Here is a 21,035-nt window from a genome sequence, read left to right on the forward strand (position 1 = left end):
CGCGGGCGGTTAACCCAGCTCGCGCCCTTCGATCAGGTGGCCATAAAGTGTGGTCAGCATTGAGACGAAAACCAGCCCTTCTATAAGATAGAGCAGGGAATCCAGCATCAGCCTCAGGCCGGGGTCGGCGGGCAGCAACATGCTGGCGATCACGCCGAGCAACGTATTCACCACCGCCAGCAATACGGCCAGCGCCCAAAGCGTGCCGGCCAAAGGCTCGGTCGCGCGCCAGCTGTCGCGGACCGACATGACGTGGCCAAGAGCAGCGGCGGGCAGAACGAGGCTGAGCCGCAGCGCCAGCCAAAGGAAGGCCACCCCCGCCACCAGCCCGATCAACAGCAGTGCCGCCGGGCTCGACCCGGTCAGCCCGCCCAGGAGTAGCATGGCGAGGCCGATGGGAATGGCCGCGAGAAACTGCACGAAGCCCAAAACGATGGCCCGCCAGACATAGGCCCAGAACAGCCCCATGCCCGGACGCAGGGCGCTCCCGTCGTGATCAAGCAAGACATAGCGGTGCCAGAGGATGGCCATCAGCGCATAGCCAAGGATGCCCGCCAGCCCGCAGGCGATCAGGATCAGAAGTTGACCCGCAGGCGGCGGGGCGGCGTTCTCGATCACCTGATCCATGGCCCCAAGCGCATCCCCCGCCAGCAAGCCCGCGGCAGCGGCGGCCCCCATCACCCAAAGCACCGCAGGCAGGATTACCCGCAGCGTGGTTGAGGGCGCGTGAAAAAGCATGTTCAGCGCGTGGGTGAATAGAGCCGTGGCTTGGATCATGATGCACTCCCTCCGTTTCGCGCCATTACATGCCGTGCGTGGGCCGAAAGGACAAGATACCGCTGTCGGGAGGAGCTGCGCGGCTGGGAAATCATGGGCCGCTGGGAGGTCATGGGAAAAGTCGCGGGAATGCATGGGAAGTCCGGGAAATCATGGGCGCCCCTTGCTTCATTGGGGGTCTTGCCCGATTCGCAGCCACGGGAATTGGCGTGCAATTCGAATGCTTTGCGCGCATTCTGCGGAACAGGCAACGAACACATCCTGTGGATAACTATGTGAGCAAATTTTAGTGGGAAACTGTGGGATATTGTGCAGGTCGCAATTCGTTAACAAGATATAGTGTTTCGGGCTTAAAAGAACCCAAATTAAGCCACGCGGCGCCCGAAAAGTTATACCAGATGTTGTTCTCACAGCCTGTGCAAAACAAAATATCGGGCGGGAATCCAAAAAATATCTAGACGCCCATCAATTCCCATGGCATCCCTAATGCATCGGATGAGAACGGGACACGGGGCAACAAACGACCCCAAAATAAATCAAAACCTAGCAGGTTTCATACAGGCACCTCGCTTTCATCAGACCAAAGAGATCCGGCGCGCGAGCGAGCAGACATCCCCCCAGGTGGCGCGCGCAGTCGGACTTCCCCCGCCAAGCTGCGGGACGTGGGCGGCGGGTTGATCAGTGGCAGCAGATCAACCCGCCGTTTCCATTTCCGGGGCAGGGGATTGAGGCGAATAACGAGTTTAAGCGCAAAGGCGCAAGAGGCAGGGACAACAAGTGAGCCGCAGGTTCAGAGGCGAAAGCCACCACAAGGTCGATACGAAGGGGCGGGTGTCTATCCCAGCCTCTTTTCGGCGTGTGTTGGAGGCTGGCGACCCGAACTGGAAGAACGGCGACAATCCCGAGCTGGTCATCGTCTATGGCGATCACCGCCGCAACTACCTTGAATGCTACACCATGGAAGCCATCGAAGAGGTCGACGCCAAGATCGACCGCATGCCGCGTGGCTCCATGCAGCGCAAGGCGCTTCAGCGTCTGTTCCATGGTCAGTCTTTCCCCACGACGGTAGATGAGACAGGCCGTTTGGTGCTGCCCGCCAAGCTGCGCAACAAGATCGAACTCAACGGCGAGGCGTTCTTTATCGCCGCCGGTGACACCTTCCAAATCTGGAAGCCCGAAACCTACGAGACCGAGGAAGAGGCATGGCAGCAGGAACTGCCCGACGATGTCGATCCGCTCTCGTTCCTTGATGGTGATATGGAGATCTGAGGGAATGGTTGCTGCCTCTGACCCTTCCGCCCCTCACACCCCCGTTCTGCTGCGCCCGATCCTATCTGCCGTGGCGCCCGTAGAGGGGATCTGGCTGGATGGCACCTTTGGCGCGGGCGGCTACACCCGTGGCTTGCTAGAAGCCGGAGCCGCGCGTGTGGTGGCTGTCGACCGCGATCCGCTGGCCTTTGAGATGGCGGCGGCATGGGCCGGTGACTATGGCGATCGGATCACCATGCAACAGGGCGTCTTCTCGCGCATGGATGAGTATGCCCAAGACCTCGATGGCGTGGTGCTGGACCTCGGCGTTTCCTCCATGCAGCTCGATCAGGCGGAGCGTGGCTTTTCCTTCATGAAAGATGGCCCGCTCGACATGCGGATGAGCCAAGATGGCCCTTCGGCTGCCGATCTGGTCAATGAGGCCGAGGAAGAGGTGATCGCCAATATCCTCTTTCAATACGGTGAAGAGCGCGCCTCGCGACGGATCGCCAAGGCCATTGTCCGTGCCCGCGAAGAAGCGCCGATCACTACCACGTTGGAATTGGCAAAGCTGGTCGAAGGGTGCCTGCCGCGCTCTAAGCCCGGCCAGAGCCATCCGGCAACCCGCAGTTTCCAAGCGCTTCGGATTGCGGTGAACAATGAATATGGCGAACTCTTTCAGGGGCTTATGGCCGCCGAGCGGGCGTTGAAGCCGGGCGGAAAGCTGGCCGTGGTGACCTTTCATTCGGTTGAGGATCGCATGGTCAAACGCTTCCTCACCGCACGTGCCGGGGCCGGGGGCAATGCCAACCGTTTCGCCCCCGCGCTTGAGCAGGCGCCGCCGCAGTTCACGCTGAAATCACGCAAGGCGATCGGCCCTGACGCGCAGGAATTGGAAGAGAACCCGCGCAGCCGGTCGGCCAAGCTGCGGGTCGCCACGCGCACCGATGCGCCCAGTGGTGAGATTGACGCGAAAACCATCGGCATGCCGATGGTCGGGGGGATCTGAGAGATGCGCACGGTGATGTATATCCTCACCACCATTGCCGTGGTTGGATTGGCCTTCTGGGCCTACCGCGAGAATTACGCGACCCAACAGGCGCTAAGCGATGCCGACAGGCTGCATGCCAATATCCGCGCCGCCCACGCCCGTCTGGCCGTGCTGCGCGCCGAATGGGCCTTTCAAAACCGCCCGGACCGGCTGCGCGATCTGGCGGATCTGAACTTTGACCGTCTGGGCCTGCTGCCGTTGCATCCCGGCCAGTTTGGTCAGGTCGATCAAGTCGCCTATCCGCCCCAGCCCTTGCTGCCGATCACCGATCCTGTGGATGTCTCGACGATGAATTACGAGGCGCTGAACGGTCTTTCCGAGGAGAAGGTTGAATGATCCGCACCCCGCTGCGCCCGCTGGCCCGTATCCTCGACGCCCGCGAGAAGGGGGAAAACCCCGACGCGATCGAACGTGAGAACAAGCGCATCCGCCACGAGCAGATGCGCGACAAGGCGCGGATGCGCGCCGAGGGGCGGCTTTTGGTGCTGGGGGTCTGTTTCCTTTGTGCCTTCACCGTGATTGGCGGGCGCATGGGGCTGCTGGCCATGTCGGAGCCGTCCGAGCCGCGCGGCCATGCGCCGGGGGCCGTAATCTCGGCCTCGCGCGCGGATATCACGGACCGGAACGGCAACCTTCTGGCCACCAATTTCGAGACCCATGCGCTGTATGCGCAGCCGCGCCACATGATCGACCCGGAGATGGCCGCGAAAAAGCTGGTCAAAATCTTTCCCGATCTGAAAGAAGAGCGCCTGATCAAAGATTTCACAGGCAAGCGCAAGTTCCTGTGGATCAAGAAGAAAATCAGCCCCGAACAGATGCAGGCCGTGCATGATATCGGCGATCCGGGGCTATTGTTCGCGCCGCGCGACATGCGTCTTTACCCCAACGGCTCGCTTGCAGCCCATGTGCTGGGCGGGGCGAGCTATGGCAAGGAAGGCGTCCATGCCGCCGAGGTGATCGGCGTGGCGGGGGCCGAGAAGTATTTCGACGACTATCTGCGCGACCCGGCCAATGGCAACAAACCCCTAGAGCTGTCGCTTGACCTCACCGTGCAGGCCGCGGCGGAGCGGGTGCTTTATGGCGGCATGAAGCTGATGAACGCCAAAGGGGCCACTAGCATTCTGATGGATGTCCATACGGGTGAGGTGATCTCGGTCGCCTCGCTGCCGGACTTCGACCCCAACAACCGGCCCCGGCCTTTGACCCAAGGCGATGCCTCGGACAGCCCGCTGTTCAACCGCGCGGTGCAGGGGGTCTATGAACTGGGCTCCACCTTCAAGATTTTCGCAGCGGCACAGGCGGTGGAACTGGGGCTGTTCAACGCCGACACGATCATCGACACCTCCGGCCCGATGAAGGTTGGTGGCTTCCGCATCGGTGAATTCCGCAACAAGAACTACGGCAAGCTGAGCGTTGCCGACATCATCGTGCATTCCTCGAACCGGGGCACGGGCCGGATGGCGCTGGAAATCGGCATCGAACGGCAGCAGGAGTTCCTCAAAAGCCTCGGTTTCTTTGAGCCGACCCCCTTTGAGATCGTCGAAGCCTCGGGCGGCAAGCCGCTCTTGCCGAGCCGCTGGACCGAGCTGTCGAGCGTGACGATCTCCTACGGCCACGGGCTGTCGAGCACGCCGATGCACCTTGCCGCGGGCTATGCCGCCATCGCCAATGGCGGGCGCGCGGTAAAGCCCACGTTGCTGAAACAATCCGCCCCCCAACTCGGCCCCCGCGTCATGTCCGAAGAGACCGCCGCGCAGGCGCGGATGATGCTGCGCAAGGTGGTGACCGATGGCACGGCCAGCTTCGCCGAGGTGCCGGGCTATCAAATCGCGGGCAAGACCGGCACCGCCGACAAGCCCAAGCCCACGGGCGGCTATTACGACGACAAGGTGATCAACACTTTCGCCAGCATCTTTCCGATCAACGATCCGAAATATGTGCTGATCGTCACGCTGGACGAACCGGTTGAGACCTCGGGCCCGAAACCGCGCCGCACGGCGGGGTGGACCGCCGTGCCCGTGGCCGCCGAGATGGTGCGCCGCATCGCACCTCTGCTGGGGCTGCGCCCCGCTGTTGAACCGGTGAACGACGCTGTGCTAACGCTGACCAGCAGCAACTGAAAAGACATCTCTATGACCGACCGGGCCGTACCGCTTTCCTCTCTCGGGCTGACCGCGCGGGCGGGGGCCAACCCTATGATCACCGGCATCGCGGTCGACAGCCGTGAGGTGCGCGAGGGCACGCTCTTCGCGGCTCTGCCCGGCAGCCGTGTGCACGGGGCAGAATTCATTCAATACGCCCTGCGCATGGGCGCGGCGGCGGTGCTGACCGATGCGGCGGGCGCCAAACTCGCCGCCGAGGAATTGGCGGGCTCGGATGCCGCGCTGGTGGTCTCCGACCTCCCGCGGGAGGCGCTGGCGCGCACGGCGGCGCTTTGGTTCGGCGGCCAGCCCGCCACGATGATCGCGGTCACGGGCACCAATGGGAAAACTTCCGTCTCGACCTTCGTGCGTCAGATTTGGGTTGAGATGGGATTGCCTGCCGTGAACCTTGGCACCACCGGGGTCGAAGGCGCATGGGCCGCCCCCTTGGCCCATACCACACCCGAGCCGATCACCCTGCACCGCACGCTGGCCGAGGCGGCGGCGAATGGCATCACCCATGCCGCGATGGAAGCGTCGAGCCACGGGCTCGACCAGCGCCGGCTGGATGGCGTGACGCTCAAGGCGGCGGGCTTTACCAACTTCACCCAAGACCATCTGGACTACCACGAGACATTCGAGGCCTATTTCGCCGCCAAAGCCGCGCTTTTCGCCCGTGTCCTGCCCGAGGATGGCACGGCTGTGGTCAATATCGACGATGAAAAAGGCGTCGACATCGCGGCCATCGCCCGCGCGCGGGGCTGTGAGGTGATCACCGTGGGCCGCGACGGGGGCGATCTGCATCTGCAAGGCCAGCGGTTCGATGCCACGGGCCAAGACCTGCGCTTTAGCTGGCGCGGCAAGACCTATCAAAAGCGGCTGAATCTGATCGGCGGTTTTCAGGGCGACAATGTATTGCTGGCCGCAGGGCTGGTCATTGCCTGTGGCGCCGACCCGCAAGAGGTCTTCGACACGCTGCCGCATCTCACCACCGTGCGGGGCCGGATGCAGCTTGCCGCCACCCGCGACAATGGCGCTGCGGTTTTCGTCGATTACGCCCATACGCCCGATGCGGTGGCCACGGCACTTGCCGCCATGCGCCCGCATGTGCTGGGCCGCCTCGTCGCCATCGTCGGCGCGGGCGGCGACCGGGACCGGGCCAAGCGACCTTTGATGGGGCAGGCGGCGGCGGAACATGCGGATATGGTCATTGTCACCGACGACAACCCGCGCAGCGAAGACCCCGCGAGCATCCGTGCCGCCGTGCTGGGCGGCGCACCCGACGCGATGGAGGTCGGCGACCGCGCCGAAGCCATCCTGCGCGGGGTGGATGCCTTGGAGCCGGGCGACGCGCTGCTGATCGCGGGCAAGGGGCATGAGACCGGGCAGACCGTGGGCGACGACGTGCTGCCTTTCGACGATGTGGAACAGGCCAGCGTGGCCGTGGCGGCACTGGACGGGAGATTGGCATGAGCCTTTGGACAGCGAGCGAAGCGGCGGAGGCCACGGGCGGGCAGGCGCAGGGCGATTGGGCTTGCAACGGTGTCTCGATCGACACACGGACCTTGCAGGCCGGCGATCTCTTCGTCGCACTCAAGGCCGCGCGGGACGGGCATGAATTTGTGGCCCAAGCGCTCGACAAAGGGGCCGCTGCCGCGCTCGTGACCCATATCCCCGAAGGCGTGGCCACGGACGCGCCGCTGCTGATCGTTGAGGATGTGCAGCAGGCGCTCGAAGCGCTCGGCCGGGCAGGGCGCGCGCGCCTCGGCCCGCAGGCCAAGGTGGCGGCGGTGACCGGCAGCGTCGGCAAGACCTCGACCAAGGAGATGCTGCTGGCGATCTTTGGCGATCAAGGCCGGGCCCATGCCAGCGTCGACAGCTACAACAACCACTGGGGCGTGCCGCTGACCTTAGCGCGGATGCCGCGCGATACCGATTACGCGGTGATCGAGATCGGCATGAACCACCCCGGCGAGATTGCCCCCCTCGCCAAACAGGCGCGGCCCGACGCGGCGATGGTGACCAATGTCGCCGCCGTCCACCTCGAAGCCTTCAAGGATGTCGCCGCCATCGCGGTCGAAAAGGCCAGCATCTTTGACGGGATGGAGCCGGGCGGCGTGGCGGTGATCAACGCCGACCACGCGCACAGCGATATCGTCTTGGCCAAAGCGCTAGAGCGCGGCCTGCGCGAGACGACCTTTGGGCAGGCAGGGCATCACTACAAGCTGGGCGAGGTCAAGGTTCAGGGCGATGCCACCGTGGCACAGGCCGAGGTCGAAGGCGCGCCGCTGATCTTCAAGATCGCCACGCCGGGGCGGCATTTCGCGATGAACGCGCTTGGCGCGCTGGCAGTGGCCGAGGCGCTTGGCGCGGATCGGGCGCTGGCCGTGCAATCGCTGGGCCGCTGGTCGCCCTATGCCGGGCGCGGGGTGCGCGAACGTATTTTGCTGGATACTGTCGATACCCATTTGGCGCTGGAACTGATCGACGACAGCTATAACGCCAACCCAACCTCCATGGCCGCCGCGCTTGAGGTGCTGGCCGCCTCGGAAGTCACCCATGACATCGGGCGCGTCAGCAAGGGGCGGCGGATCGCCTTTGTCGGCGATATGAAAGAACTCGGCCCCGAATCTGTGGCGCTGCACGCCGGTCTCGCCGATCTTGAGGCCACTCGCGCGCTTGACGTAGTGCATTGCGTCGGCCCGTTGATGAAAGCCTTTTACGACAATCTGCCCGAACATCAGCGCGGTGATTGGACGGAAACCGCCGAAGAGATGTTGCAAGGACTCCGCGCAAGGCTTGATTCCGGCGATGTCGTGCTGATCAAAGGGTCGCTTTCGATGAAGCTGGGCGGTATTGTTGACGCCATCCGCAAAATGGGCCATCCGGTCCCGACCGCCTGATCGGCGATTCACCCCACATGATGAGTTAGGACGCGATATATGCTCTATTGGTTGACGCTGCTGTCGGATGGCGGCGATTTCTTTAACCTGTTTCGCTATATCACCTTCCGCGCGGGCGGGGCGTTTCTGACGGCATTGGTGTTCGGCTTTATCTTTGGCAAACCGCTGATTGAAGTGCTGCGCAAGCGGCAGGGCAAGGGCCAGCCGATCCGCGATGACGGCCCAGAGGGGCATTTCGCCAAGGCGGGCACACCCACCATGGGCGGGCTGCTGATCGTGGGGGCTTTGCTGACATCGACCCTGCTTTGGGCGCGGCTTGACAATCCTTTCGTCTGGTTGGTGCTTTTCGTCACCATGAGTTTCGCCGCCATCGGCTATGCCGACGACCACGCCAAGGTCAGCAAGCAAAACACCGATGGCGTGCCGGGTAAGCTGCGGCTTTTGCTAGGTTTTCTGATCGCGGGCATCGCGGGCTATTGGGCCGCGCAATACCATCCGGCAGAGTTGCAGTACCAGCTGGCGCTGCCGGTGTTCAAAGACACGCTGATCAACCTCGGGGTGCTCTTCGTGCCTTTCGCCATCATCGTGATCGTCGGCTCGGCCAATGCGGTGAACCTGACCGATGGACTGGATGGTCTGGCCATCATGCCGGTGATGATCGCCGCAGGCGCGCTTGGCGTCATCGCCTATGCCGTGGGCCGGGTCGACTTCACCGACTATCTCGACGTGCACTATGTGCCGGGGACAGGCGAAATCCTGATCTTCACCGCGGGTCTCTTCGGCGGCGGCCTCGGGTTCCTGTGGTACAACGCGCCGCCTGCCGCCGTCTTCATGGGCGACACCGGCTCGCTGGCGCTTGGCGGCGCTTTGGGTGCGATTGCCGTGGCCACGAAACACGAGCTGGTGCTGGCGGTCGTCGGCGGGCTTTTCGTGGTCGAGGCTCTGTCGGTCATCGTGCAGGTGCTCTACTTCAAACGCACAGGCAAACGGGTCTTCCTGATGGCGCCGATTCACCACCATTATGAGAAAAAGGGCTGGGCCGAGCCGCAGATCGTGATCCGCTTCTGGATCATCTCGCTGATCCTCGCCCTGCTGGGTCTGGCGACGTTGAAGGTGCGCTAAGCGCCTAGAAAATCGACCAGTCCATGTGACGCGCCAAAAGGGCCAGCGCTTCGGTGCCCTTTTGGCTGTTGCCATAGCGGTTCAGCCCCGGCGACCAGACCGCGATGCTGGCCCGCCCTGGCACGATGGCCAGGATGCCGCCGCCCACACCGGACTTGCCCGGCAGGCCCACGCGATAGGCGAAATCGCCCGAACCGTCGTAATGCCCGCAGGTCAGCATCAGCGCGTTGAGCCGTCGGATGCGGCTGGGGGCCACCAAGCGCGGCACGTCCGGCGCTTCGATCAAGAAACGGCCCGCCATGGCAAGCTGTTCCACCGTCATCTCCATCGCGCAATGGTGGAAATAGGTGCCAAGCGTCCGGTCCGGCGCGTTGATGAGGTTCCCGTAGCTCGCCAGAAAATGCGCCAGCGCAAAGTTGCGGTGGCCAAAATCGGTCTCTGACGCGGCGACGGTGTCATTGATGTGGATGTCGTCCGTCCCCGCCGCTTCGCGCACGAACCGTAGGATCTCGGCCAGCGCCTCGCGCGGCTCGCGGTTGCCCAAGACTTCATCCGTGGTGACGATCGCACCTGCGTTGATGAAGGGATTGCGCGGGCGGCCCTGTTCCTGCTCCAACTGCACGATGGAGTTGAAGGCCCGGCCCGAAGGCTCCCGCCCCACGCGGTGCCACAGTTGGTCGCCCGACCGGCCAAGCGCGATGGCCAGCGTGAAGACCTTGGTGATGGACTGGACCGAAAAGGGCACCTGCGTATCGCCCGCCACATGACATTTGCCATCCGCCGTCACCACGGCGATGCCGAACTGTGCCGGGTCCACCTTGGCCAGTTGCGGGATATAGGCCGCCACGTCACCCCAGTGGTCATCCTCGCGCATCATGGCATTGAGGCGCGGCAACACATCGTCAAGGTCAGGTTTGGCGGGGCTGGACATCTTCGGCGGCCTCTGGCTTGTGATGGGCGCATCATGCCCCCATTCTGGGGTCAACGGGTAGCAGGGGATTGCAGATGATTCCAGTACAGGGCTTGGAAGGCGCACGCGTGGCGGTGCTGGGATTGGGCCGGTCGGGCCTGAGTGCGGCGCGCGCGTTGCAAGCGGGCGGGGCCAAGGTCAGCTGCTGGGACGACAACCCCGCCGCACGGGCGCGGGCCGAGCGCGAAGGCTTCGCCTGTGTCGATCTCAACGCCCCCGGTGCCTTGGACAAGATCGCCCGGCTGATCGTCAGCCCCGGCATCCCGCATCTCTACCCCGCGCCGAACCCGGTGGTGGCATCGGCGCTTGCTGCAGGGGTGCCGGTGGACAATGACATCGGCCTCTTTTTCCAAAGCTTCGCCACGCTGGCATGGGATCACTACGACGTGGCCCCGCGGGTGGTGGCGGTGACCGGGTCGAATGGGAAATCGACGACTTCGGCGCTCATTCACCACATCCTTGAGCATGTCGGGCGGCCTTGCCAATTGGCGGGCAACATCGGACGCGGTGTGTTGGACCTCGACCCCGCCGTGGATGGGGAGGTCGTGGTGCTGGAGCTTAGCAGCTACCAGACCGAACTGGCGCGCGCGCTGACGCCCGATGTGGCGGTCTTCACCAATCTCAGCCCCGACCATCTGGACCGTCATGCGGGGATGGGGGGCTACTATGCCGCGAAGCGTCGCCTCTTTGCCGAAGGCGGCCCGGACCGCGCGGTGATCGGCGTGGATGAGGCCGAGGGCCGCTTCCTTGCCGGGCAACTCAGTGAGGGGCCGAGCGACGACCGTGTGATCCGCATCAGCGCCGAGACCAAGCTTGCGGGCCCCGGCTGGCATGTCTTTGCCCGAAAGGGTTTCTTGAGCGAATATCGGCGCGGCAAGCAGGTCGGCGCGATCGACCTGCGCGGCATCCAAGGGCTGCCGGGCGCGCATAACCACCAGAACGCCTGCGCCGCCTATGCCGCCTGCCGGGCGCTCGGCCTTGCCCCGCGGGTGATCGAGGCGGCGTTTCACAGTTTCGGTGGCCTGCCGCACCGCAGCCAGACCGTGGCCGAGGCGCATGGCGTGCGCTACGTCAATGACAGCAAGGCCACCAATGTCGACAGCGCGGCCAAGGCACTGGCGGCGTTCAAGAACATCCGCTGGATCTGCGGCGGGCTTGAGAAAGAGGGCGGTCTGAAAGGGTTGGCAGAGGCGCAAGGATCGGTCCGCAAAGCCTATGTGATCGGGCGCGAAGCCGCGCATTTCGCCATGCAACTCACAGCAGAGACCGAAGTCTGCGGCACGATGGAACAGGCCGTGGCGCGGGCGGCGGTAGAGGCGGAGGAGGGCGATGTCGTCCTGCTGGCCCCGGCAGCGGCGAGTTTCGATCAATACGACAGTTTCGAGCGCCGCGGTGAGGATTTCGTGGCGCAGGTGCAGAAGGTGCTGGCGGAGTAGGGCGGCGCCTAGCCCGCAATCGCCCGCGCGGCGGCCATGCCCGAAGACCACGCCCACTGAAAGTTATAGCCGCCGAGCCAACCGGTCACATCCACGGCCTCGCCGATGAAATAGAGCCCCGGCACCCCTTTCGCCGCCATGGTCTTGGAGGATAGCTCGTCGGTATCGACCCCGCCCAGAGTGACCTCTGCTGTGCGATACCCTTCGGTCCCGCCGGGGTGAAGCTGCCAGTTCTCGATGCCTGTGATGAATGCGGAAAGCCGCGCATCCGACCAATCCGCCAGATTGCCCGAAACATCGAAATCTTGCCCCAGATGTTCCACCAGCCGCGCGGGCAGGTGCTGCGCGAGAACGGTGGTAAAGTTCCGCCGCCCCGCGCGTTGCCGCTGGTCGCGCAGCGCGTCCAGTAGGGTGCCTTCGGGGGCGAGGTTCACGGTGATCGGCTCCCCCTCGCGCCAGTAGGAGGACGCCTGCAAGACGGCAGGGCCAGAGAGACCGCGATGGGTGAAGAGCAGTGCCTCGTCAAACGCGGCCTCTCCGGCGGTGATACGCGCCGGGGTGGCCACACCGGCCAGCGGCGCGAAGCGGCCTTCGGCAAAGGTAAAGGGCACCAGCCCGGCCCGCGTATCGGTGACGCTCAGCCCAAACTGGCGCGCGATGTCATAGGCGACCCCGGTCGCGCCCATCTTGGGGATCGACTTGCCCCCGGTGGCGATCACGAGGTTTCGGGTGGTGACCTTCACTAACTTATCAGGTGTTTGCAGGTCGAAGCTGAACTGCCCATCGACCTTCGCGAAATTGCTGGCACTGCTCTTCAGCTGCAGATCGACCCCGGCCTGCTGCATCAACCCGCGCAGCATGGCGATGATCTCTTTCGCGCTGGTGTCGCAGAAAAGCTGGCCGAGGGTTTTCTCATGCCACGCGATGCCGTGACGGTCGACCAGTTCGATGAAATCCCACTGTGTGTAGCGGGCCAAAGCGGATTTGGCGAAATGCGGGTTCTGGCTGAGAAAGGCCTGCGGTTCGCAATACATATTGGTGAAATTGCAGCGCCCGCCGCCCGAGATGCGGATCTTCTCGCCCGGCGCTTTGGCATGGTCCACCACCAGCACGCGCCCGCCCGCATGGGCCGCGCACATCATGCCCGCGGCACCGGCTCCGATAATGGCTGTATCGACTTGCATGGGCGCGCTCTGCCTCAATGTGCCGCCCCGGTCAAGAAGACGTGAGACCGGTTGCCGCTTTGCCAAGCCGCCATAGCTGGGGTGCAACGCAACTGACGAAAGGAGCAGAGAATGACCAAACTGACCGCAGAACAAAATTTTCCGAAGATGGACGTGGCCAAACTCGGCGGCGGCACGCTGACCTTGGGCCAGCCGCAAGAGGGGCGCGATTGGCAGTTGGTGGTGGTCTACCGCGGCCTGCACTGCCCGATTTGCAAAAAATACCTCGCGCAGTTGGAAAAGCTGCAAAGCCAGTTCCATGAGATCGGCGTCGACGTGATCGCCGTCTCTGGCGACCCCGAAGAGAAGGCCAAGGCCATGGCCGAGGAAGACAGCCTGACCCTGCCCATCGGCTATGACCTCAGCCTCGACCAGATGGCGGAACTGGGGCTCTACATCTCTGACCCGCGCAGCCCGCAGGAGACCGACCGGCCCTTCGCCGAACCTGCGATCTTCGTCATCAACGATGAGGGTAAGGTGCAGATCATCGACATTTCCAACGCGCCCTTCGCGCGGCCCGAGTTGGAAGGTCTGCTAAACGGCCTCAAGTTCGTCCGCGACAAAGGCTACCCGGTGCGCGGCACCCATAAGGCCGCCTGATCGCGCGCGTTGAAGGGGCGAGCTGATCGCCCGGCGGCGGGGCTTGGCAAAGCCCCGCTGACCCCGCCCGCCTTAGCGGGGTGAAATGCACTAGCTTCATATGACAATTCGGGCTATTCTGCCCGGATGAGACCCCGCAAAGGGGCCGTTGAGGCAGTTAAGGCAGATACCCATGACAGAGATGGTCTATGGCGCGGTCCCGGTGCGGGATGGTGAACCGATCCTTCCAAAATGGTGGCGCACGGTCGACCGTTGGGCTTTGTCCTGCGTGTTGATCCTCTTTGCCGTCGGCATGCTTTTGGGGCTGGCCGCATCCCCGCCCTTGGCCGCGAAAAACGGCTTTGATGCTTTCCACTATGTGCAGCGACAGGCGTTCTTCGGCGGATTGGCGCTGATCGCGATGCTGCTGACCTCGATGATGTCCCCGGTGCTGGTGCGGCGTCTGGCGGTGCTGGGCTTTGTGGTCGCCTTCGTGGCGCTGGCGTTGCTGCCTTTCTTCGGCACCGATTTCGGCAAGGGGGCGACGCGCTGGTATTCGCTGGGCTTTGCTTCGTTCCAGCCTTCCGAATTCCTGAAACCCGGTTTCATGGTCGCCGCCGCATGGATGATGGCCGCCGCGACCGAGATCAACGGGCCCCCGGGCAAATCGTGGTCCTTCGCGCTTTGTATCTCTATCGTGCTGATGCTGGCGATGCAGCCCGACTTCGGGCAGGCCTGCCTCGTCCTGTTCGGCTGGGGCGTGATGTATTTCGTCGCCGGCGCGCCGATGGTGCTGTTGGTCGGTATGGCGGGGCTCGTCGTTCTGGCGGGCACATTCGCCTATTCCAATTCCGAGCACTTTGCCCGGCGGATCGACGGCTTTCTCAGCGTCGATGTCGATCCGACCACCCAGCTTGGCTATGCCACCAACGCCATCCGCGAGGGCGGGCTTTTCGGCGTCGGCGTGGGCGAGGGCGAGGTAAAATGGTCGCTGCCTGACGCGCATACCGACTTCATCATCGCCGTCGCCGCCGAGGAATACGGCCTGATCATGGTCGTCTGCATTATCGCCCTATATACTGTCGTGGTCGTCCGGTCGCTGCTGCGTCTGGTGCGCGAGCGTGACCCCTTCATCCGGCTGGCCGGAACCGGGCTGGCCTGCACATTCGGAGTACAGGCAATGATCAACATGGGTGTGGCAGTGCGGCTTTTGCCCGCCAAGGGCATGACCCTGCCTTTCGTGAGCTACGGCGGCTCTTCGGTGATCGCCAGCGGCATCGCCGTGGGCATGCTGTTGGCCTTTACCCGGACCCGCCCGCAGGGTGAGATCAGCGATATTCTGGGCCGGGGCCGCCGCTGATGGCCGCCCCACTGTTGATCATCGCCGCCGGGGGGACCGGTGGGCATATGTTTCCCGCGCAGGCTTTGGCCGAGGTGATGTTGAAGCGCGGCTGGCGGGTGAAGCTCAGCACCGATGCGCGCGGCGCGCGCTATACCGGCGGCTTTCCCGAAGCGGTCGAGATCACCCAGATCAGCAGCGCTACCTTTGCCCGGGGCGGGGTGGTGGCCAAGGCGCTGGTGCCCTTCCGCATTGCCGCCGGTGTGGTCCGCTCAGGCCTCAACATGCTGCGCGACCGGCCATCGGTCGTGGTAGGCTTTGGCGGCTATCCGTCGATCCCGGCGCTTGGTGCTGCTTGGGCGCTGCGCATGCCGCGGATGATCCATGAGCAAAACGGCATTCTGGGCCGCGTGAACGAGATTTTCGCCAAACGGGTTCACGCCGTGGCCTGTGGCATCTGGCCCACAAAACTGCCCGAGGGCGTGCAGGGCTGGCATGTGGGCAATCCCGTCCGCGCCGCCGTTCTGGACCGCGCCGGTGCCGCCTATATCCCGCCGGGTGACTACCCGATGGAGGTTTTGGTCATGGGCGGCAGCCAGGGCGCGCGCATCCTCTCGGACGTGGTGCCCCCGGCGCTTGCGGCCCTGCCGATGAACATGATCCGCAATATCCGTGTCAGCCATCAGGCCCGCGACGAAGACGGCCAGCGGGTGGCGGACTACTACGCCGAATCCGGCATCAGCGCCGATGTGCGCCCATTCTTTGACGATGTGCCCCGCCGCATGTCCGAGGCGCAGCTGGTGATCAGCCGCTCCGGGGCCTCCAGCGTGGCCGACCTGTCGGTGATCGGGCGTCCGTCGATCCTGATCCCCTTTGCCGCCGCGGCGGGGGATCACCAAAGCGCCAATGCCCGCGGCTTGGTCGAAGCCGGGGCCGCGATCATGGTGCCCGAACGCAAAGCCAATCCAGATATCATGACCGACCAGATCCTCGCTGTGCTTGAGATGCCCGAAGGGGCAATGCAGATGGCGCGCGCCGCGCTTTCGGTCGGCAAACCCGACGCGGCCGAGACATTGGCCGATATGGTTGAGCAGCTTGCCGCCCAAGGCACGCTCACCCCCGCAGCAGAGGAACACCCGCAATGAACGCCGCCGCCACCAAACTGCCGACCGATGTCGGCCCGATCCATTTCGTCGGCATCGGCGGCATCGGCATGTCCGGCATCGCCGAAGTGCTTTTGAACCACGGCTACAAGGTGCAGGGGTCGGACCTCAAAACCACCAAGATCACCGTGCGGCTGGCCGAATTGGGCGGGCGCATCTTCGAGGGGCAGGCGGCTGAGAATATCGAAGGCGCGGCGGTGGTCGTGATCTCTTCGGCGATCAAGCCGGGCAATGCCGAGTTGGACGAGGCGCGCCGCCGTGGCCTGCCGGTCGTCCGCCGGGCCGAGATGCTGGCCGAGCTGATGCGGCTCAAGTCCAACATCGCCGTGGCGGGGACTCATGGGAAGACGACGACCACCACGCTGGTCGCAGAACTGCTGGTCGCGGGCGGCATTGACCCCACCGTCGTCAACGGCGGCATCATCCATGCCTATGGCTCCAACGCGCGGATGGGGCAGGGCGACTGGATGGTGGTCGAGGCGGATGAGAGCGACGGCAGTTTCAACCGCTTGCCCGCCACCATCGCCATCGTCACCAATATCGATCCTGAGCATATGGAGCATTGGGGCGACTTCGACACGCTGCGGCAGGGGTTTTTGAACTTCGTCTCGAACATCCCCTTCTACGGGCTGGCGGTCTGTTGCACCGATCACCCGGAAGTGCAGTCGCTTGTGGGCAAGCTCACCGACCGCCGCGTGATGACCTATGGGTTCAACGCGCAGGCCGATGTGCGCGCCGTGGGGCTGCATTACAAAGACGGGGTGGCGCATTTCGACGTGCATCTTCAGTCCGAAGACAAGGTGATCGAAAACTGCGCCCTGCCGATGCCCGGCGATCACAACGTATCGAACGCGCTGGCGGCGGTGACCGTGGCGCGGCATCTTGGGATGAAGCTTGAGCAAATCCGCGACGCTTTGGGCAGCTTTGGCGGGGTGAACCGCCGCTTTACCCGCGTGGGCGAGGTGGACGGCGTGACCATCATCGACGACTACGGCCACCACCCGGTCGAGATCGCCGCCGTGCTGAAAGCTGCGCGGCAGGCCAGCGCGGGCCGCGTGATCGCCGTGCACCAGCCGCACCGTTACTCCCGCCTGTCGCATCACTTTGACGAGTTCTGCGCCTGTTTTAACGATGCCGATGTGGTGGGCATTGCCGATGTCTATGCCGCGGGCGAAGAACCCATTCCCGGTGCCGACCGGGACGGGCTGGTCGCGGGGCTAATCCAGCACGGCCATCGCCATGCCTATGCGGTCGAGGATGCCGAGGCGCTGACGCAGCTGGTCCTGCGCGAGGCGCGCCCGGGCGATATGGTGGTCTGTCTCGGGGCGGGCACGATCAGTGGCTGGGCGAATGACCTGCCCGAGGCGCTGCGCGCGGCCAAGGGGGCGGCTGCGTGACCCTCGTCTGGCTGTCGATCCTCTGGGTCTTCGCCGCCGTGACCGTGGCCATGCTGCCGCTGCGCTCTCAATACCTGCCGGGGGTGGTTCTGCTGATTGCCGCGCCCTTGCTGATCATCGCCATCGGTGTGACCCAGTCTTGGGCCTATGCGCTTTTGGCGCTGCTGGCGTTCCTGTCGATGTTCCGCAACCCGCTGCGCTATCTCTGGGCGCGGCTGCGGGGCCAAAAGCCGGAGCTGCCGAAATGAGCCTGTCTCTCGTCCTTGCCTGTTTCTGGTTCGTGATCGCGAACATCCTTGCCATGACGCCCAGCAAGGATTCCCATTGGCGCAGCGCCTATCTGCTGATCGCCGTGGGCATACCGATCGTTGGTTTCGTCACCGCGCAGCACGGCCCGTGGCTGGGCCTATTGGTGCTGGCGGGGGGCTGTTCGGTGCTGCGCTGGCCCGTGGTCTATTTCGTGCGCTGGCTGCGCCGCGGGGCAGGCCGGGTCAAAGGCCCGGCGGAATGACCCTGACGCCGACCCTCGTGGCGCTGCTGTCGGTCTTTGCGGTCTGGATGATCGCCTGTATCTGGACCGGTTTTCGCGCCCGCGTGCTGTGGTTCTTTCTTGTGCTGGCGACAGGCTTTGCGCTCAATGCCACATGGATGGTCTTCGGGCTGAACGCACGGGTGTTCGAGCCGCATGCGCTTTTGGCGCAGCTTTCCGTCCTGTTCTATGCGGTGGGCGGTTTCGGGCTGGGCTGGCTTGCGGGGCGGGTGGCGAAACGCTGGCGCGAGAGCCGTGTCGATCCGCCGTCTTCTTGATGGTTTGCCCTGCCTTATAAATGCGCTAAGTCCGGCGCCATGATTAAGCTGAACATCCCCGACCTGCGCGGCAGGCTGACCCCAAATCGCGCCCTGAGCGACCTGACATGGCTCCGCGTCGGCGGCCCTGCGGATTACCTGTTCCAACCCGCCGATGTGGAGGACCTGTGCCTTTTCATGCGGCGATTGCCGCAAGGGGTGACGGTTTTCCCCATGGGCGTGGGCAGCAACCTCATCGTACGTGACGGCGGGCTGCGGGCGGTGGTGATCCGGCTGGGCCGCGGTTTCAACGGGATCGAGGTCGACGGCGATCAGATGACGGCGGGGGCCGCAGCGCTCGACGCCCATGTGGCGCGCAAAGCGGCGGATGCGGGGCTGGACCTGACCTTTCTGCGCACCATTCCCGGCAGCATCGGCGGCGCGTTGCGCATGAATGCGGGCTGTTATGGCAGCTACACGGCGGATCATTTCGTCTCGGCCCGGGCCGTGACCCGCGCGGGCGAGGTGGTGACCCTGACGGCAGATGACCTCAACTTCCGCTACCGGCAGAGCGATCTGTCCCCCGGCGCGGTGCTGATCGGGGCGACATTTGCACCGCCCAAAGGCGAGCCGGAGGAGCTGCACGCCCGGATGGAGCAGCAGCTTGCCAAACGGGATGAGAGCCAGCCCACGAAAGACCGCAGTGCCGGGTCCACCTTCCGTAATCCGGCGGGTTTCTCTTCGACCGGGAAGGCGGATGATGTGCATGATCTGAAGGCGTGGAAAGTGATCGACGACGCCGGGATGCGCGGGGCCACCGTAGGCGGCGCGCAGATGAGCCCGAAACACTCAAACTTCCTGATCAATACCGGCGGCGCCACGGCCCATGATCTTGAGACATTGGGCGAAGAGGTGCGAAAAAAGGTTTACGCTTCAAGCGGTATAAGGCTAGAATGGGAAATTAAGCGCGTCGGTGAGAAATTGGGCGATCCGGCGCCGCAAAGCTAAGCCGCGGCGCAGCAGCTAAACCACGGCAGAAGCAAAGAAAACAACGATAGGGGCCGCAAACGGTCCGAGGCGAAGAGGCACTTTGGTGGGTAAGTCGAGCGGACAGACCCCGACAGTGGCGGTATTGATGGGTGGCCCCTCGGCCGAGCGTGAGGTGTCCCTGTCCAGTGGGCGTGCATGCGCCGCTGCCTTGCGGGAACATGGTGGATATAACGTGATCGAGGTCGAAGCCGACCGCGATCTTCCAGCCGTTCTGGCCGATCTCAACCCCTATGCCGTTCTGAATTGCCTGCATGGCCGTTGGGGCGAAGATGGCTGTGTGCAGGGGCTGCTGGAATGGCTCAAACTGCCCTACACCCATTCCGGCGTGCTGGCCTCGGCGCTTGCGATGGACAAACAGCGCTCGAAGGATGTGTTCCGCCACGCGGGGCTGCCCGTGCTGGAAAGCGTCATCGCGCCCAAGGCCGATGTGATGGCCGCCCATGTCATGGCACCGCCCTATGTGGTGAAGCCCAATAACGAAGGCTCTTCGGTTGGGGTGTACCTCGTGGCCGAGGAAAACAACGGCCCGCCGCAACTGTCCGAAGATATGCCCGCCGAGGTGATGGTCGAGACTTTCGCGCCGGGGCGTGAGCTGACCACCACCGTGATGGGCGACCGGGCGTTGGCGGTGACGGATATCATCACCACCGGCTGGTATGACTATGACGCGAAATACAAGCCCGGCGGCTCGCGCCATGTGGTGCCCGCCGATCTGCCGCAAGAGATCACCGATCTGTGTTTCGACTATGCCCGCCGCGCCCATGCGGCGCTTGGCTGCAAGGGCATCAGCCGCACCGATTTTCGCTGGGACGAGGCGCGCGGCCCAGAGGGGCTGATCCTGTTGGAGACCAACACCCAGCCCGGCATGACTGCCACTTCGCTCTCGCCCGAGCAGGCCGCCGCCTGCGGCATTTCATTCCCTGAGCTTTGCGCTTGGATGGTGGAGGACGCTACATGCGATCGCTGATCCGCCGCCGCCCGGAAACGGTCAAGGCCGATCCCGCCCCATCGCGGTGGTCATGGCGCATGCAGCGGTTGATGCTGACGCCGGGTTTCCGCTTTGCCCTGCGCGTGGGGCTGCCCTTCACGCTGAGCCTGCTGGCCGGCACGATCTATATGGCGGAGGAAGAGCGGCGCGGCATCGTGGTGCAGACCATCGCCGATGTCCGCGCCAGCATCGAAGAGCGGCCCGAGTTCATGGTCAAACTCATGGCCATCGACGGGGCGAGCGACATGCTCTCGACCGAAATCCGCACCGCGCTGCCGCTGGAATTTCCGCTGTCCTCCTTCGATCTCGACCTGCCGCAGATCCGCGAGAAGATCACCGACATCGACGGGGTAAAACAGGCCAATGTGCGCATCCGCCCCGGCGGCGTGCTGCAAATCGACGTGACGCCGCGCGTGCCTGTGGCCGTCTGGCGCAGTGAAACGGGGCTGGCGCTGGTGGACAATACCGGTGCCCATGTGGCACGGATCGAGGCGCGTCGCGATCATGCCGACCTGCCGCTGATCGCCGGGGCAGGGGCCGACAAAGCGGTGCCGGAGGCGCTCAAGCTAATCGCAGCGGCGAACGTACTGGGCGACCGGCTGCGCGGTTTGGTCCGCGTCGGCCAGCGCCGCTGGGACGTGGTACTGGACCGCGATCAAACGATCATGTTGCCCGAAGAAAACGCGCTGCAAGCGCTGGAACGGGTGATCGCGCTGGAAGGCGCGCAAGAGGTTCTCACGCGGGACGTGGCGCGTGTGGACATGCGATTGGCGGCAAGACCAACCCTTAGAATGAACGAAGATGCCACCCGCGAATGGTGGCACATCAGGCAGCTTTCCGGCCAGTAAGATGGCCATTGGAA

The 21,035-nt window shown here is 64.2% G+C and carries 21 protein-coding genes; 18 read left to right on the forward strand and 3 right to left on the reverse strand.

Annotated elements, in window-relative coordinates:
* Nucleotides 1-9: 9 nt before the first annotated feature.
* Nucleotides 10-777 carry a hypothetical protein gene (locus ACGYK9_RS13610; protein WP_209217906.1) on the reverse strand — a complete coding sequence of 256 codons (768 nt, stop codon included), beginning with the start codon at nt 775-777 and terminating at the stop codon, nt 10-12.
* Between the two features lie 777 nt (nt 778-1,554).
* On the opposite strand from ACGYK9_RS13610, the gene mraZ reads away from it, so the two are divergent.
* The 7 genes from mraZ to mraY are packed head-to-tail and all read left to right on the forward strand — an operon-like array spanning nt 1,555 to nt 9,242.
* Nucleotides 1,555-2,046, forward strand: coding sequence for a division/cell wall cluster transcriptional repressor MraZ (mraZ, locus tag ACGYK9_RS13615; RefSeq protein ID WP_082851962.1), 492 nt, complete (start codon nt 1,555-1,557; stop codon nt 2,044-2,046).
* Nucleotides 2,047-2,050: 4 nt separating this feature from the next.
* A complete protein-coding gene (gene rsmH / locus ACGYK9_RS13620) occupies nt 2,051-3,034 on the forward strand; it encodes a 16S rRNA (cytosine(1402)-N(4))-methyltransferase RsmH (RefSeq protein WP_394412068.1) in 984 nt (327 codons plus the stop codon).
* 3 nt (nt 3,035-3,037) lie between these two features.
* The gene (locus ACGYK9_RS13625) at nt 3,038-3,412 is read left to right on the forward strand and encodes a cell division protein FtsL (protein ID WP_394412071.1); all 375 of its coding nucleotides are present in this window, start codon (nt 3,038-3,040) and stop codon (nt 3,410-3,412) included.
* On the forward strand, nt 3,409-5,196 hold the full coding sequence (locus tag ACGYK9_RS13630; RefSeq protein ID WP_394412074.1) for a peptidoglycan D,D-transpeptidase FtsI family protein: 1,788 nt from the start codon (nt 3,409-3,411) through the stop codon (nt 5,194-5,196). The genes ACGYK9_RS13625 and ACGYK9_RS13630 overlap by 4 nt, the downstream gene beginning before the upstream one ends.
* Before the next feature lie 12 nt (nt 5,197-5,208).
* Entirely contained in the window at nt 5,209-6,690 is a 1,482-nt protein-coding gene (locus ACGYK9_RS13635; RefSeq protein WP_394412077.1) for a UDP-N-acetylmuramoyl-L-alanyl-D-glutamate--2,6-diaminopimelate ligase, read from the forward strand.
* Entirely contained in the window at nt 6,687-8,120 is a 1,434-nt protein-coding gene (gene murF, locus ACGYK9_RS13640; protein WP_394412080.1) for a UDP-N-acetylmuramoyl-tripeptide--D-alanyl-D-alanine ligase, read from the forward strand. The genes ACGYK9_RS13635 and murF overlap by 4 nt, the downstream gene beginning before the upstream one ends.
* 39 nt (nt 8,121-8,159) lie before the next feature.
* Nucleotides 8,160-9,242, forward strand: a complete 1,083-nt coding sequence (gene mraY / locus ACGYK9_RS13645; protein WP_168611989.1) for a phospho-N-acetylmuramoyl-pentapeptide-transferase — start codon at nt 8,160-8,162, stop codon at nt 9,240-9,242.
* Nucleotides 9,243-9,246: 4 nt separating this feature from the next.
* Here the strand turns inward: mraY and ACGYK9_RS13650 are convergent, their stop codons facing one another.
* Nucleotides 9,247-10,173 (reverse strand): glutaminase, encoded by a 927-nt coding sequence (locus tag ACGYK9_RS13650; protein ID WP_394412083.1) that lies wholly within the window; start codon nt 10,171-10,173, stop codon nt 9,247-9,249.
* 74 nt (nt 10,174-10,247) lie between these two features.
* On the opposite strand from ACGYK9_RS13650, the gene murD reads away from it, so the two are divergent.
* Entirely contained in the window at nt 10,248-11,648 is a 1,401-nt protein-coding gene (murD, locus tag ACGYK9_RS13655) for a UDP-N-acetylmuramoyl-L-alanine--D-glutamate ligase (protein WP_394412086.1), read from the forward strand.
* Between the two features lie 8 nt (nt 11,649-11,656).
* On the opposite strand, the gene ACGYK9_RS13660 is transcribed toward murD, so the two are convergent.
* Nucleotides 11,657-12,832: an NAD(P)/FAD-dependent oxidoreductase gene (locus ACGYK9_RS13660; protein WP_394412089.1), complete on the reverse strand. Its 1,176-nt coding sequence runs from the start codon at nt 12,830-12,832 to the stop codon at nt 11,657-11,659.
* Between the two features lie 111 nt (nt 12,833-12,943).
* Between ACGYK9_RS13660 and ACGYK9_RS13665 the strand changes: the two genes are divergently transcribed.
* The 10 genes from ACGYK9_RS13665 (at nt 12,944) to ACGYK9_RS13710 (ending at nt 21,021) form a co-directional block, all read left to right on the forward strand.
* Nucleotides 12,944-13,471 (forward strand): peroxiredoxin-like family protein, encoded by a 528-nt coding sequence (locus tag ACGYK9_RS13665; RefSeq protein WP_394412092.1) that lies wholly within the window; start codon nt 12,944-12,946, stop codon nt 13,469-13,471.
* A gap of 172 nt (nt 13,472-13,643) precedes the next feature.
* The gene (ftsW, locus tag ACGYK9_RS13670; RefSeq protein WP_067261784.1) at nt 13,644-14,810 is read left to right on the forward strand and encodes a putative lipid II flippase FtsW; all 1,167 of its coding nucleotides are present in this window, start codon (nt 13,644-13,646) and stop codon (nt 14,808-14,810) included.
* Complete coding sequence (locus ACGYK9_RS13675) at nt 14,810-15,934, forward strand: UDP-N-acetylglucosamine--N-acetylmuramyl-(pentapeptide) pyrophosphoryl-undecaprenol N-acetylglucosamine transferase (protein WP_394412095.1); 1,125 nt, start codon at nt 14,810-14,812, stop codon at nt 15,932-15,934. The genes ftsW and ACGYK9_RS13675 overlap by 1 nt, the downstream gene beginning before the upstream one ends.
* Nucleotides 15,931-17,349, forward strand: coding sequence for a UDP-N-acetylmuramate--L-alanine ligase (gene murC, locus ACGYK9_RS13680; protein WP_276154299.1), 1,419 nt, complete (start codon nt 15,931-15,933; stop codon nt 17,347-17,349). Before ACGYK9_RS13675 ends, murC begins: the two co-directional genes overlap by 4 nt.
* Complete coding sequence (locus ACGYK9_RS13685; RefSeq protein ID WP_067263245.1) at nt 17,346-17,597, forward strand: DUF2484 family protein; 252 nt, start codon at nt 17,346-17,348, stop codon at nt 17,595-17,597. The genes murC and ACGYK9_RS13685 overlap by 4 nt, the downstream gene beginning before the upstream one ends.
* Nucleotides 17,594-17,860, forward strand: a complete 267-nt coding sequence (locus ACGYK9_RS13690; protein WP_322327988.1) for a DUF2484 family protein — start codon at nt 17,594-17,596, stop codon at nt 17,858-17,860. The genes ACGYK9_RS13685 and ACGYK9_RS13690 overlap by 4 nt, the downstream gene beginning before the upstream one ends.
* Nucleotides 17,857-18,156, forward strand: coding sequence for a hypothetical protein (locus ACGYK9_RS13695; RefSeq protein WP_394412099.1), 300 nt, complete (start codon nt 17,857-17,859; stop codon nt 18,154-18,156). Before ACGYK9_RS13690 ends, ACGYK9_RS13695 begins: the two co-directional genes overlap by 4 nt.
* A gap of 39 nt (nt 18,157-18,195) precedes the next feature.
* A complete protein-coding gene (gene murB, locus ACGYK9_RS13700; protein WP_394412102.1) occupies nt 18,196-19,143 on the forward strand; it encodes a UDP-N-acetylmuramate dehydrogenase in 948 nt (315 codons plus the stop codon).
* 85 nt (nt 19,144-19,228) lie between these two features.
* Nucleotides 19,229-20,152, forward strand: coding sequence for a D-alanine--D-alanine ligase (locus ACGYK9_RS13705; protein ID WP_394412105.1), 924 nt, complete (start codon nt 19,229-19,231; stop codon nt 20,150-20,152).
* Complete coding sequence (locus ACGYK9_RS13710; protein ID WP_394412108.1) at nt 20,140-21,021, forward strand: cell division protein FtsQ/DivIB; 882 nt, start codon at nt 20,140-20,142, stop codon at nt 21,019-21,021. The genes ACGYK9_RS13705 and ACGYK9_RS13710 overlap by 13 nt, the downstream gene beginning before the upstream one ends.
* Nucleotides 21,022-21,035 lie beyond the last annotated feature (14 nt).

The organism is Sulfitobacter sp. 1A15258 (assembly GCF_043557045.1).
GTDB lineage: Bacteria > Pseudomonadota > Alphaproteobacteria > Rhodobacterales > Rhodobacteraceae > Sulfitobacter > Sulfitobacter faviae.